This window comes from Actinomyces oris (genome assembly GCF_001553935.1).
Classification (GTDB): Bacteria; Actinomycetota; Actinomycetes; order Actinomycetales; family Actinomycetaceae; genus Actinomyces; species Actinomyces oris_A.
Map to the genome: position 1 here is coordinate 699,750 of NZ_CP014232.1, position 13,398 is coordinate 713,147.

A 13,398-nucleotide genomic window follows, 5' to 3' on the forward strand; every position below is an offset into this window, starting at 1 on the left:
CGTTCCCGACCGTCCCGACCGCGCTGTCCGCCCTGACCGCACAGTCCATGACCCCCGACGCCCCGCTGCCCCATCCCCCGTCCTTGGGTGCCGGGGCGCTTCTGCGCTGGCTGCTGCGCCGCGCCGCCGTCCCGGTCACCCTGGCGACCCTGGCGGCTTGCACCTCCAACATCATCCAGGCGATCGTGCCGGCCTTCCTGGGCCAGGCCCTGGACGCCGGCATCGAGAACGGCCTCAACGGCCGCGTCTGGGGCATTGGCGCGCTGCTGCTGGTGCTGTTCGTCGTGTACGCCATCGGGGACACGATGATGTCCTACTTCGGGGTGACGGCCTGGATGCGCACCGCCTTCGACGTCGACCGGCTCGTGGGCAGGCAGATCTCCGCCACCGGCAAGGACCTGTCCCGGCAGGTCTCCACCGGTGAGGTCGCCACCATCATCGCCTCCGACGCCGACTACCTGGGCAAGTTCATCGAGCACCTGCCGGCCCTGCTGGGGGCGGCGGCCAGCTTCCTCGTCGTGGCCGTCCTCATGCTGCGCACCTCGGTGAGCCTGGGGCTCATCGTCATCCTGGGCATGCCGCTGGTGGCGGCCATCGTCACCCTGGTCATCCGCCCCCTGCAGAAGCGCCAGGCCGTCCAGCGCGAGGCCCAGTCCGCGGTCACCACGGTCACCACGGACACGGTGGCCGGCCTGCGGATCCTGCGGGGCATCGGCGGGGAGGACGTCTTCGCCCGCCGCTACCGGGACGCCTCCCAGGAGCTGCGGCGCCGCGGCGTCGAGGTGGCCTCCTCGCAGGCCACTCTCATGACCCTCCAGGTGCTGCTGCCCGGGCTCTTCGCCGCGATCGTCGTGTGGGTGGCGGCGCGCATGGCCGTGGCCGGCAGCCTCACCCCCGGCGGGCTCATCACCTTCTACGGCTACACCGCCTACCTGTCCTGGCCGCTGTGGGTGTTCACCAGCTCCGTGCAGGACTACACCCGGGCCGTCGTCGGCGCCCGGCGCCTGAGCCGCCTGCTGGAGGTGGCGCCGGCCGCCGGCAGCCTCGTGGAGCGCCTCAACCTGGACCCGGCCGCCGCCCACCCCGTCAGCGGCGACCTGGTGGACACCGGCAGCGGCCTGCGCCTCAAGGAGGGCCGCATGACGGCCCTCGTGTGCCCCGACCCGCAGGTCTCCGCCGACCTGGCCACGCGCCTGGGGCGCTTCGCCGACGCCGGCCCCACCGTGACCCTGGCGGGCCGGCCACTGACCACCATGCCCCTGGAGCAGGTACGCGCCAGCGTCGTCGTCTCCGGCGCCACCGCCCAGCTCTTCACCGGGACCCTGCGTGAGGCCCTCGACGTGCGCAGCGGCCCCGACCCGCAGCCGGCGGGACTGGAGGACCTCCTGCGCGCCGAGACCGAGCGCACCACCGGGGCCGACGTCGACCAGCAGGTCCGCCCCCAGGAGCGCGAGGCCCCCGGCGACGACCGGCTCATCGAGGCCATCGGGATCGCCGACGCCGGTGATGTCCTGACCTCCCTGAGCGAGGGCCTGGCCGGGATGATTACCGAGAAGGGCCGGTCCCTGTCCGGTGGGCAGCGTCAGCGCGTGGCCCTGGCCCGGGCACTGCTGACCGAGGCACCCACGCTCGTGCTCATCGAACCGACCTCCGCCCTGGACTCCCACACCGAGGCCCGCGTGGCCGCCCAGGTACACCGGGCCCGCGCCGGGCGCACGACCGTCGTCGTCACCGCCTCACCGCTGGTCCTGGAGGCCTGCGACGAGGTCGTCCTCCTGGACTCCAGCGGGGCCGAGCTGCTGCGCTCCACGCACCGCGAGCTCATGGCGATGGCCCGCGACGGCCACGCGCAGGCAGCCGACTACCGCGCCGTCGTCTCGAGGGCCATGGGTGAGGATGAGGAGGCGAGCTGCTGATGGCACTTCCCGTCGCGCCCGGGCCCGTCGCCCTGCGCAAGACCTTCCGCATCATGGCCTCCTACCGGGGGCGCTTCGCCGTCGTCCTGGCCCTCCAGATCACCGCGGTCCTGTCCACGCTCGTGGCCCCACAGCTGCTGGGGCGGCTGGTCGGGCGGGTCTCGGCCGGGCGGGCCGACGCCGGCTACGTGGACCGGATCGTGCTGACCATCATCTCGGTCACGCTCGTGGGGGCGCTCATCAACCGCTTCGCCCAGAAGCACGCCCGCACCCTGGGCGAGTCGGTCTTCGCCGAGCTGCGCGAGCGCATGATGAACCGGGTGGTGCACCTGCCGCTGAGCGCCGTGGAGTCCGCCGGCACCGGCGACCTCGTGGGGCGCACCACCACCGACGTCTCCCGCATCGAGTTCCTGGTACGGATGGGGATCCCCCAGATCCTCGTGTGCGTGGTGACGATCGTCTTCACACTCCTGGCCGCCGCCGTCGCCGACCCCCTCCTGGCGCTCGGGCTGCTCGTCATCGCCCCACCCGTGTGGTCGATGATGCGCTGGTACCTGCCGATCTCCATCCCCGCCTACCGGGCCGAGTCGGCCGCCCAGGCCCGCCTCAACGGGGCGGTCTCCGAGACGGTCGAGCACGCCGAGACCGTGGACGCCCTGGGCATCGGGGCGCGCCGCGAGCGGGCCATCATGACCTCCATCAAGGAGGCCTGGTCCCTGGAGCGCTACACGGCGGCGCTGCGGGTGCGCCTGTTCATGGTGCTCGACGTCGCCTGGCGGGCGCCCGTCGTCGCTGTCCTCCTGTGGGGAGGGTTCCTGGCCGGCCGCGGCTACGCGACCCTGGAAGCGATCACCACGGTCGCCCTGTACTCCATGGAGCTGCGCAAGCCGGTGGGCCAGCTCATGTTCTGGGTCGACCAGGTCCAGATCGCCCAGGCCTCCCTGTCCCGCATCCTGGGGGTGGAGGAGGTCCCCGACGACCGCACCCCCACCGGCCAGGAGCCCGAGGGCACGCGGATCGTGCTCGACGACGTGCGCTTCTCCTACCGGGAGGGCGTCGAGGTGCTCCACGGGATCGATCTGGAGCTCGTGCCCGGGGAGCGGCTGGCCGTCGTCGGGCCCTCGGGGTCGGGTAAGTCCACGCTGGGGCGGATGCTGGCGGGCATCAACCCGCCCACCTCCGGGAGCGTCACCGTGGGCGGGGTGTCGCTGACGGACCTGACCGAGGACGAGCTGCGCCGCCACGTGGCCCTGGTGACCCAGGAGCACCACGTGTTCGTCGGCACCGTGGCGGACAACGTGCGCCTGGGGCGACCGGGCGCCTCCGATGACACGATCCGCGATGCGATCGAGGCCATCGGGGCCGATGCCTGGGTGGACGGGCTGCCCGAGGGGATGGACACGATGGTCGGCTCGGGGCGCCTCGAGCTGAGCCCCGCCCAGGCCCAGGAGGTGGCGCTGGCCCGGCTGGTGCTGCTGGACCCGCACACACTCATCCTGGACGAGGCCACCTCGCTGCTGGACCCGCGCGCCGCCCGCACCCTGGAGCGGACCCTATCCACGGCGCTGGCCGGACGCACCGTCATCGAGGTGGCCCACCGCCTCTACACGGCCGCCGACGCCGACCGGGTCGCCGTCGTCATGGACGGGCGGATCGTGGAACTCGGCACCCACGACGAGCTCGTGGCCCTCGGCGGGGAGTACGCGCGCCTCTGGCAGGCCTGGAACCAGGAGTAGCCGGGCGGAGGTGCGGCGGGGCGGCCGGTGGGTCGGCCGTGCCGACGTCAGGCACCGGGCCGGTCCGCGCCGTCGGCACCCTCCAAGATCACCTGCCGGTCCGCGCCGTCGGCACGGTTAGGGCCGCCGGTACGGTTCAGGCCACCCTGCCGATCAGGACGACGATGGCGGCCCTTCGCAGATCGCCGGTGGCGAAAGCCGGCCCTTATCGCCCAAACCTACAAACCCGCTCGGGCCTGCGTTGTTCCACGAGGGCGCAGGCTGTGAGATTCTTAGGGCGGCGAGTCGTCCCACTGTCGCGATCCCGCCGCCTCGCAGTCAGCTGACTGCGTCCAACGCCGTGCCTCACACAAGAAGGTTCGTTCATGCCCAACAACCAGCCACCTCCCACGCCGTCGCAGGCGACGTCGTCGGCCTCCACCACGCCTCCTCGCAGGGCTGCCGGCAGCGCGCAGCCCACGCTCGGGGAGCTCATCGCCCGCATCTCGGAGAACATCTCCGCGCTGGTGCGCGGCGAGATCGACCTGGCCAAGGCCAAGGGCCAGCGCATGGCCAAGGAGATGGGGCTGGGGGCCGGGCTGCTCGCCGCCGCCGGGGTGCTGGCCCTGTTCATCTTCGGGCTGCTGCTGGGGGCCCTGACGACCGGGCTGTCCCACGTCATGCCGCTGTGGGCCGCCTTCCTCGTGGTCGCGCTGATCCTCACCCTCATCGCCGTGACGATGGCCCTCATCGGCATCAAGCGCCTCAAGGCCGCCAAGGCCGACACGCCGACGCCGCAGGAGGGGCTGAAGGAGTCCGTCAACGCCGTCAAGGGGGCCGTGACCTCCGGCCTGCAGAGGGGGAACGCCCAGTGAGCGCCAATACCGCACCCACGCCCGTCCCAGCCGCGCCGGCCGCGCAGGCGGCGCCGTCGGCTGACGACGTCCTGTCCGACCTGGCGGCCCGGCGTCTGGCGCTGGCCGCCGACGTCGACGAGCTCGCCGCACGCCTGGCTCCGAACAACCTGGCCAAGGTCGCCAAGCTCAAGGCCCGCGAGAAGGTCCAGGAACTGCGCAGCCAGGCCGTCAGCAAGGCCCAGGACACGGCCAGGCAGGTCAAGAACCGCCTGGTCTCCCTGGCCGGCGGCGGCACCGACCCCGAGGGTGGGGTCGATACCTACGACCCCAGCACGCGGACCCTCGGCCAGCGCGTCTCCCGCCTGTTCGATGACGCCCGCGACGGCGACCCCGCCTCCCTGGGGATCGTCACGGTTGCGGGTCTCGCTTTGGCGGGCCTGAGCGTGACGGCGACCGTCGCCGCGGTCAAGGCCTTCCGCACCCGGGCGGCTCGGGCATGACCAGCGGACAGCAGGCCGGCACCTCCGGCACTGAGGGTGCCGGGGCCGCCGGGTCCGGGTCGCTGAGCCCCGAGCAGATCGAGGAACGGCTGCGTGCCCAGCGCGAGGCCCTGGCGGCGAGCGTCGATGAGTTCGCCTCGCGGGTCGACCCGCGTACGCAGGCGAGGGAGGCCGGGGAGCATCTGCGCGAGCAGGCGAGCGCCAAGGCCGAGCATCTGCGTGAGCAGGCCGCGGCCGGGGCCGGCCGTTTGCGAGAGCAGGCGGAGGCCGGCGCCGGCCGACTGCGCGAGGGGGCCCGACGCTGGGCCGAGCAGGCCGAGGAGACCTGGGAGCGCGCCAAGCAGGGCGACTCCGAGGCGTCCTCCCGACTCGCCAAGGCGGCCGCCGTCGCCGGAGGCGTGGTGACCGCCGGCATCGTCCTGACCCGCCTCGCCCGCCGCTAGGGCCTGTTGCGAAAGTAGGATGACGCGTCCGCGTCTTCGTACCTTAGGGCGCGCGTTCGTACCCTTTACCCCTCGAACGCACGACCTAAGGTACGACCGCGGCGTCGGCGAGTCGGGTCTCTCGCCCGTCTCCAGCACCAGGAGCCAGCCGGCCCGCATCGGGAACTGCGATGTCCGCCGGGGACGTACTTCTCCCCCAGGTCACTGCGGTCAAACCCCAGTGACCTGGAGGAAAACGCAGTCCTCGATCACAAAGTACGTCCTCGACACCGAACGCAGCCCCACCCCAGACACCTCCCCATCAGCCGAGGACGCACACCCCCCGAACGGGCCGAGCAACAGGCCCGACACACCGAGGACGCACCATCGGGCTCGCGGACTGCGCCCCTGGGATCAGTCCTCAGCCCCCAGGGTGCGTCCTCGCGGCCCGCCCGGCCAGGACCACCACCTGCGCACCCGCGCACCCGTCAGGGCCACCACCCCGCATGTGTCAGGCCCGCCGCGTACGCCCCCGGCGAAGTGTCTGCCCCTACTCGCCAGGCAGCCTCCCTTCCCGTTCCCAGGAGTCTTCGAGCCAGCAGCCCCGCAACCTCAAGAATCCCTGCCTCTCTGAAGGAACGTCGGGCCGATATTGGACAGCATCCGCAGACCCACTGAGGGCCTACCGAAGACCCTCTGGGCAATCCCTATGGAACTCTTGGACCCCGTGTCCAACATGTGGGGTGTGCGCCACCACGACTCTCCCCCGGTGTCTGAATGGTGCTCGTGACCGTTGACGTTGTACGGTTGCCCCACGACATATTTGACCAGGAAGAGCGCGCCCACGTGCGCGCCGTGACACGTTGGAGGGGGTCGAGCCTATGGGGCGCGGCCGTCAGAAGGCCAAGGCAACCAAGGTTGCCCGTAAGCTCAAGTACTTCAGCCCGGAGACTGATTACAAGGCTCTGGAGCGGGAGCTCGTCTCAGCGTCCTCGGGATCTGAGCCTGACGACGAGATCGACTACGAGGAGCTGGCCGCCAAGTATGCCGTCGACGACGATGACTGGGACGAGGGCGGCAAGTAGCCCCACCCAGTGAGGGCCGGAGGAATGCACCTGCCGGCCCTTCCTCGCGCCCACGAACGCGCACGTCGAGGCCGTCGGGCGGCCATCCGTGTCACTCTCGGCGACTTTTCACTCCCCACCCGAACCACCTGTGTCGCATCGACCCAGGTCAGGACGGTGCTGCCCTGACCCGTTTCTCCAGAACCGGCCCGGCGAGGTGTGAATAGTCGCCATCCGTGACGCCTCGCGACGCGAACGCCCCGCTGGCACAGCGGGGCGTTCGTGGTTCAGGCAGTCCGGTAGGTGCCGTGGATGTCGACCGCTCCCCCGTCGACGCCCTTCGTGCCGGAGACGACCCGACCCTGGGCCTCATACTTCCCGGCGTCGTGCACCTCGCCCAGCACCCAGGCGGGGATCTCGGAGCCCTCGGCGACCCGCAGGACGGCGTCGACCACACCAGGCTCAACAACGGCGACCATGCCCACGCCCAGGTTGAGGGTGCCCTCGAGGTCCTCCCACGGCACCGAGCCGAGCTCGCGCACGGTGGAGAACACCGGCGGCACCGTCCAGGAGGAGCGGTCGACGTCGGCGATGAGCCCAGCCGGCAGGACCCGGGCGACATTGGCGGCCAGCCCCCCACCGGTGATGTGGGACAGGGCGTGGATCGGCCCCGGGGCGGCCGGCGAGGAGAGGGTCTCCAGCATGGCCAGGCACACGCGGGTGTACAGGCGCGTGGGCTCGAGCAGCTCCTGTCCCAGGGTGCGGCCGAACTCGGGCACCTCGCGCTCCAGGCCCCAGCCGGCGTGCTCGATGACGCGGCGCACCAGGGAGTAGCCGTTGGAGTGCAGCCCGGAGGCGCCCAAAGCGACCAGGACGTCGCCGGCGCGCACCTTCTCGGCGCCGAGCATGCGGTCGGCCTCGACGACGCCGGTGGCGGCCCCGGCGACGTCGTACTCGTCGGGGGCCATGAGGCCGGGGTGCTCGGCGGTCTCCCCGCCCAGCAGCGGGGTGCCGATGGCGGCGCATGCCTGGGCGATGCCGCGCACGATGTCGGCGATCCGCTCGGGGACGACGTGCCCGCAGGCGATGTAGTCGGTCATGAGCAGGGGGCGGGCCCCGACCACGACGATGTCGTCGACGACCATGCCCACCAGGTCCTGGCCGATGGTGTCGTGGATGTCGAGGGCCTGGGCGATGGCGACCTTGGTGCCCACCCCGTCGGTGGAGGTGGCCAGCAGGGGGCGGCGGTAGTCGCGCAGGGCGGAGACGTCCACGAGCCCGGCGAAGCCCCCGACGCCGCCGACGACGGCCGGGGTCATGGTGGAGGCCACGGCATCCTTCATGAGCGCGACGGCCCGGTCCCCGGCGGCGGTGTCCACGCCAGCGTCGGCGTAAGTGATGGCGGGGGCGGGCTGCTCAGACTGCTCGGGCTGCTGGGTCATGTGGGGGCTCCTTGTGGACTCGGGTCGAAGGTGCGGTGGCGGGCGGAAAGGGGCGAGGGCGAAGCAGGCGGCCGGTGCGCATCGCCGACGGCGGACCGGGTGGCCCCGGCGGACCGGGCCAGCCGGCCGGGGCGCGGCGGGCGCCGGGGCCCTGGTTAGGTCGTCGACCCCAGGGGACTGCCGGAGGCCAGGTCCGGGCGGGTGATGCTGCCCGGCGGCACGGTGCGGCCGGCGTCGTCGGCCTGATCGCGGCGCCGACCGCGGTAGGCCGTGGGGACACGGCGCACCGGGATGGCGGCGCCCGTCAGGCTGCGCACAGGCGGCGGGATCGGGTAGTCGCCGGTGAAGCAGGCCAGGCACAGCTCGTCGGCCTTCTGGCCGCTGGCGGCCACCATGCCCTCGACGGACAGGAAGCCCAGGGAGTCGGCGCCGATGGACTGACCGATCTCCTCCACGCTCATGCCGGTGGCGATGAGCTCGGCGCGGGTGGCGAAGTCGATGCCGTAGAAGCAGGGCCACATGACCGGCGGGGAGGAGATGCGCACGTGGACCTCGGCGGCGCCGGCCTCGCGCAGCATCCGCACCAGGGCCCGCTGGGTGTTGCCGCGCACGATGGAGTCGTCGACGACGACGAGGCGCTTGCCCTCGATGACCTCGCGCAGGGGGTTGAGCTTGAGGCGGATGCCGAGCTGGCGCAGGGTCTGGGTGGGCTGGATGAAGGTGCGCCCCACGTAGGCGTTCTTCACCAGGCCCTGCCCGTAGGGGATGCCGGAGGCCTGGGCGTAGCCGATGGCGGCCGGGGTGCCCGACTCCGGCGTGGCGATGACGAGGTCGGCTTCCACCGGGTGCTCGCGGGCCAGGGCCGCGCCCATCTCGTTGCGTGAGGTGATGACGCTGCGCCCGGCGATGCGGGTGTCGGGGCGGGCCAGGTAGACGTACTCGAAGACGCAGCCGGCCCGGCGGGCGGTGGCGAAGCGGGTGGAGCGCACGCCGTCCTCGTCGATCTCGATGAGCTCGCCGGGCTCGATCTCGCGCACGAAGGTGGCGCCGACGATGTCCAGGGCGGCGGTCTCGGAGGCCACGGCCCACCCGTTGCCCAGTCGCCCGAGCACCAGGGGGCGCACCCCGTGGGGGTCGCGGGCGGCGTAGAGGGTGCGCTCGTCCATGAAGACCAGGGAGAAGGCGCCGCGCAGCATGGGCAGGACCCGGCGGGCGGCCTGGTGGACGCTCAAGGGTGCCGGTGCGCTGTAGGCGGCGTCGAGCTCGGCGTCGTCGGTGATGCCGGAGGTGAGGATGTCGGCGGCCGAGTCCCAGCCCTCCAGGGCGCCGTGCTCGGAGACGAGGTTGAGCAGGGCGGCCAGGACGGCGGTGTCGGTGGAGGAGCCGCGGCCGAGCTCGCCGCTGAGGTCCTCCCCGGAGGTGGCGTGCACGGCGTCCATGAGCTCACGGGTGTTGGTGAGGTTGCCGTTGTGGGCCAGGGCGAGGGTGGAGCCGGCCGCCGGGCCGAGCATCGGCTGGGCGTTCTCCCAGGTGGTGGCGCCCTGGGTGGCGTAGCGGACGTGGCCGACGGCGATGTGGCCGGTGAGGTTGGACAGGGCCTGGTCGTCGAAGACCTGGGAGACCAGGCCGAGATCCTTGTAGACGAGGATCTGGGAGCCGTTGGAGGTGGCGATGCCGGCTGACTCCTGGCCACGGTGCTGGAGGGCGTACAGGCCGAAGTAGGTCAGGCGGGAGACCTCCTCGCCGGGGGCCCAGACGCCGAAGACACCGCACTCCTCACGCGGCGAGGGCTCGAGCTCGTCGGAGTGGTCGTCGGGCAGGGCAGTCAGACCGGGGACGCCGGTGGGCACCTCGGGCACTGCGGGAGCCGCAGGAGCCCCGGTAGCCTCAGGGGCCGCCGGGTCGGGCGGGCTTGGTCGGCTGGTCCGCCCCAGGGGCTCGGAGGAGTCGGCCCGCGGTGTGAGGCGGGCGCCGTCGGGATGGTCGAAGGTGATCTGCGAGGGGTTCTCACCGGTGCGCACACGCACAGTCTGTCACGGTCGGGCGCCGTCTGACCATTGCGTCCGCCGGAGCCGGTCAGCGCGGGCGGCTTCGGAATCAGCTGGCGCCCATCAGGACTCCGACGACGATCATCGAGACGCCCAGTATGGATCGCCTGGTGAAGGGCTCACGTAGGAGCCACACGCCGGCGATGACACCGAAGACGACGTTGAGGCTCCGGGAGGTGGCGACGACGGACGGAGGCCCGAAGCGCATGGCGACAAGCACCAGCGCGTAGCTCGCCGGCACCAGCACCGCGATCGGGAGGGCTCGGGTCCAGCCGGCAGCCAAAGCAGCGGGCAGCTCGCGACGACGCCGGCCCAGCACGATGGTGAGCAGCACGAACTGAGCCAGACTGGACAGCGCCATGTAGGGCACGGACCGCGACGTGCAGCTCCGCGACGGCAAAAGCGTCCCACAGGGTGTAGGCGGCGGTGCAGGACGCGACGGCGCCGCCCGCCCAGAGGCCTCGGGCCCGGGTCAGATTCCGCCAGGTGACCCTCGAGGCGAGGACGACGCCGACGAGGACCGCCATCAGCGCGAGCGTCTGGATGGCACTCGGGCCCCCGGTCCACGGCGCCACCACCGCCGTCACCAGAACCGGCGCCAGTCCGCGTGAGACCGGGTAGACCACTGACAGGTCCGCCGCCGAGTAGGCGCGTTGGAGAACCGCCGCGTAGGCCGTGTGCAGCGCCGTGCTGACGAGGGCCGCCCACCAGGCCGGCCCCAGACCTCCCCATATCGCCCCCACTGTCAGTACCACGAGCCACAGCGGTGCGGCGATGGCGCTGTAGACCCACACGAAGGCGACATCCGAGGTACCGGACCTCTTCACCAGCACGTTCCACAGGGCGTGCAGGGCGGACCCGGCCGAGACCAGGGCAAGGGAGTATCCGAAAGCCATCATGTAGACGTTGTCTACCATGTTGTAGACGCCGTCTACAAGAGGCAGGCTAGGGCCATGAGCCAGACAACGGAGGACCGCCTGATCCAGGCAGGGCGGCAGCTGCTCGAAGACGACGGCATCAGCGCGGTGACGGTGCGGGAGGTGGCCCGGCGCTGCGGCGTCTCCCACGGAGCACCGAGACGCCACTTCCCCACCCTCGCGCTGCTACTGGCCGCGATCGCCGAGGTGTGCCTCGGAGAGCTCCGCGAGCGCATCGCCGACGCCGGAGGAAGCCTCAAAGGGACCGCGAGGGCCTACGTCGCCTACGCCGTCGAGCACCCCCACGCCTTCGACCTCATCACCCGTCACGACGTGCTGGCCGGCAGCGGACGGGAGCTTCGGGCCACGTCCCTGCCGCTCCTTCAGCAGTGGCAGACCCGCTTCGCGGAGCAGCACCCGGACGCTCCCAACGCCGCCGCGACCGCCGCCTGGGCGGCCATCCACGGCGTTGCCTCGCTCGCCTCACGGGGCGTGCTGGACCTGGTCGGAACCGATGCCCAGGAGCTGCTGGATCAGATTCTCCCGCAGGACTGACGCATCGGGCGCCTCAGGGCTGGTGCGTCAGGAGCTGGAAGCGGATGCCGGAGGTGGGGTCGGCGGACAGGAGGCGGACCCGCACGCGCTCACCCACCGGGAGGCCGCCGTCTAAGGCCTTCTTGCCGGCTCGCTTGCCGGCTCGGATCTCGGTGACGACGGCGGGCTCGGCCAGGACGAGCTCGCCGCGGCCGTCGCGCTCGGAGGTGATGACGCCGTCGAAGACCTCGCCCTCGTGTCCGCGCAGGACCAGGGCCTCCAGGGCGGTCAGGGCTCCGCGGCCGATGGCGCGGGCGCGCTTGCCGGTCTGCTCCATGACGCCCGGCAGGTCGGGCAGTGCCTGGAGGACCCACTCGGGCACGGGCGCCTGGGCGCAGGCGGCGATGCAGACCTCCTCGCCGTAGCGGTCCACGAGTCGGCGCAGCGGCGCGGTGACGTGGGCGTAGCGGGCGGCGATCGCGGAGTGGACGGTCTCCTCGGAGTCGGAGGCCTCGTCGTTGGCAGGGACCCCGACGCCACCCACCCCGAAGGCGAGGTAACCCGATCCGCGGAAGAGGGACATGGCCTGCTCCATGAAGGCCGCGTGGGCGGGGATGGCGTGGTCCAGGCCGCGCACGAGCTCGGGGTAGGGCTGGGCGGCCGGCCAGGCGATGCCCAGGGCCGCGGCGACGCGCCGCAGGCGGGCGTAGTCCTCGGGGCGCGCCGGCGGCAGGGTCCGCAGGATGCCGATGCCGCACTCGACCATGATCCGGGCGGCGCACATGCCGGTGAGCAGGGAGATCTGGGCGTTGTACTGCTCGGCGGGCACGGGCACGCGGTAGGCGAGCCGGTAGCCGGCCGGGCTGGCGCTCTCGGCGGGCTTGACGGGCTCGGCGTCACCCGACGGCGACGCCGGCTCCGCCGCCTGTGTTGCCTCTGCCGCATGTGCCGCCTCGGTCACCTCGACGACCTGCTCGGGCGTGGTCATGCTGATGCCGCCGCGGGCGGCCTCCCGCTCCAGACGCAGACGGCCGATCTCGGCCAGAAGCTCGGGCAGGTCGGCCGGCACCTCCTGGGGCAGGGCGTCCTCCCCGTCAATGGCGTCCTGGACCTGGGCGTAGCTGAGGCGCGCCCGCGAGCGCACGAGGGCCCGCTCGACGCGGGCGGAGACAACCTCGCCGCGCTCGTCGAGGTCGATGGTCCACAGGCAGGCCGGGCGCTCGGCGTCCTGAAGCAGGGAGGCGGCGCCGTGGGAGAGGACCTCGGGGTGCAGGGGCGTGGCGGCATCGGGGGCGTAGATGGTCTCGCCGCGGCTGCGCAGCTCGGTGTCCAGGGCGCCGCCGGGGGTGACGAAGGTGGCCAGGGAGGCGATGGCGTAGTGGACGCGGTAGGCGGCCGACGGCTCGGGGGCGTCCCCGACCTCCCCCGCGGCCGCGCCGGCCTGGTCGGTCTGCCCGGGCAGGCGCTCCAGGAGCAGCGCCTGGTCGAGGTCCATGGAGCCGGGCGGGTCAATGGTGACCAGCTCCAGGTCGCGGGCGTCGCGGGCGCCGTCGGCCAGAAGACGGGCGGGGCCGTCCTGGGCCCAGGCGCCGGCAGCGGCCTCCGCCTCGGCGAGGGCCTCGGGCGGGAAAGCGGCAGGCACCTCGTAGTGCGCGCGCAACGCGTCCAAGGTCCGGGCGACCTCGGCGGGCGGGGCGGTGTAGGTGCTCAGGCGCGTGCGACTCATGGGATGAACCTACCGGCGCGGGCCTTCAGCGCAGTGACCAACGGGCGGATGGGGCGGAATCGGCCCAATCTGTCACGGGCGGCGACTTTTAGGACCGAGTGCGCTCCGCAGACGACCAGTCAGAATGCATTAACGCTGGTCAGGACCTTGCGCCCGGACGCCTGCTCCGACAGCGTGCGTTGAAAAGTCGCCATTTGTGACACTTTCGTCCTCTGCGCGGTTGGCACAACAGTCCACGACGCCTCAGGACATGGGAG

Annotated in this window: 11 protein-coding genes; 7 read left to right on the top strand and 4 right to left on the bottom strand. The window is 72.3% G+C overall.

From position 1 onward, the window contains the following. The first annotated feature begins 47 nt into the window (after positions 1 to 47). The 6 genes from AXE84_RS03020 to AXE84_RS03045 all read left to right on the top strand — a co-directional run bounded on the left by AXE84_RS03020 (position 48) and on the right by AXE84_RS03045 (position 6,495). Positions 48 to 1,916 carry an ABC transporter ATP-binding protein gene (locus AXE84_RS03020; protein WP_060956786.1) on the top strand — a complete coding sequence of 623 codons (1,869 nt, stop codon included), beginning with the start codon at positions 48 to 50 and terminating at the stop codon, positions 1,914 to 1,916. Beyond that, on the top strand, positions 1,916 to 3,652 hold the full coding sequence (locus AXE84_RS03025; protein ID WP_060956787.1) for an ABC transporter ATP-binding protein: 1,737 nt from the start codon (positions 1,916 to 1,918) through the stop codon (positions 3,650 to 3,652). The genes AXE84_RS03020 and AXE84_RS03025 overlap by 1 nt, the downstream gene beginning before the upstream one ends. 365 nt (positions 3,653 to 4,017) lie before the next feature. Then, entirely contained in the window at positions 4,018 to 4,506 is a 489-nt protein-coding gene (locus tag AXE84_RS03030) for a phage holin family protein (RefSeq protein WP_060956788.1), read from the top strand. Continuing rightward, positions 4,503 to 4,988 (top strand): DUF3618 domain-containing protein, encoded by a 486-nt coding sequence (locus AXE84_RS03035; protein ID WP_060956789.1) that lies wholly within the window; start codon positions 4,503 to 4,505, stop codon positions 4,986 to 4,988. The genes AXE84_RS03030 and AXE84_RS03035 overlap by 4 nt, the downstream gene beginning before the upstream one ends. Continuing rightward, positions 4,985 to 5,431: a DUF3618 domain-containing protein gene (locus tag AXE84_RS03040; RefSeq protein WP_060956790.1), complete on the top strand. Its 447-nt coding sequence runs from the start codon at positions 4,985 to 4,987 to the stop codon at positions 5,429 to 5,431. Before AXE84_RS03035 ends, AXE84_RS03040 begins: the two co-directional genes overlap by 4 nt. A gap of 860 nt (positions 5,432 to 6,291) precedes the next feature. Further along, positions 6,292 to 6,495, top strand: coding sequence for a DUF3073 domain-containing protein (locus AXE84_RS03045; RefSeq protein WP_003781441.1), 204 nt, complete (start codon positions 6,292 to 6,294; stop codon positions 6,493 to 6,495). A 266-nt stretch (positions 6,496 to 6,761) separates the two neighbouring features. Here AXE84_RS03045 and purM read toward each other — a convergent pair whose 3' ends face one another. From purM to AXE84_RS13185, 3 genes are all read right to left on the bottom strand, one after another. Beyond that, a complete protein-coding gene (gene purM / locus AXE84_RS03050) occupies positions 6,762 to 7,916 on the bottom strand; it encodes a phosphoribosylformylglycinamidine cyclo-ligase (RefSeq protein ID WP_060956791.1) in 1,155 nt (384 codons plus the stop codon). 155 nt (positions 7,917 to 8,071) lie between these two features. After that, positions 8,072 to 9,937, bottom strand: coding sequence for an amidophosphoribosyltransferase (gene purF, locus AXE84_RS03055; protein ID WP_081093177.1), 1,866 nt, complete (start codon positions 9,935 to 9,937; stop codon positions 8,072 to 8,074). 76 nt (positions 9,938 to 10,013) lie between these two features. Next, a complete protein-coding gene (locus AXE84_RS13185) occupies positions 10,014 to 10,325 on the bottom strand; it encodes an EamA family transporter (RefSeq protein WP_236750117.1) in 312 nt (103 codons plus the stop codon). Positions 10,326 to 10,917: 592 nt separating this feature from the next. Here AXE84_RS13185 and AXE84_RS03065 point away from each other — a divergent pair. Then, positions 10,918 to 11,436, top strand: coding sequence for a TetR/AcrR family transcriptional regulator (locus AXE84_RS03065; protein WP_060956792.1), 519 nt, complete (start codon positions 10,918 to 10,920; stop codon positions 11,434 to 11,436). A 13-nt stretch (positions 11,437 to 11,449) separates the two neighbouring features. On the opposite strand, the gene AXE84_RS03070 is transcribed toward AXE84_RS03065, so the two are convergent. After that, the gene (locus tag AXE84_RS03070; RefSeq protein WP_060956793.1) at positions 11,450 to 13,141 is read right to left on the bottom strand and encodes an RNB domain-containing ribonuclease; all 1,692 of its coding nucleotides are present in this window, start codon (positions 13,139 to 13,141) and stop codon (positions 11,450 to 11,452) included. Positions 13,142 to 13,398 lie beyond the last annotated feature (257 nt).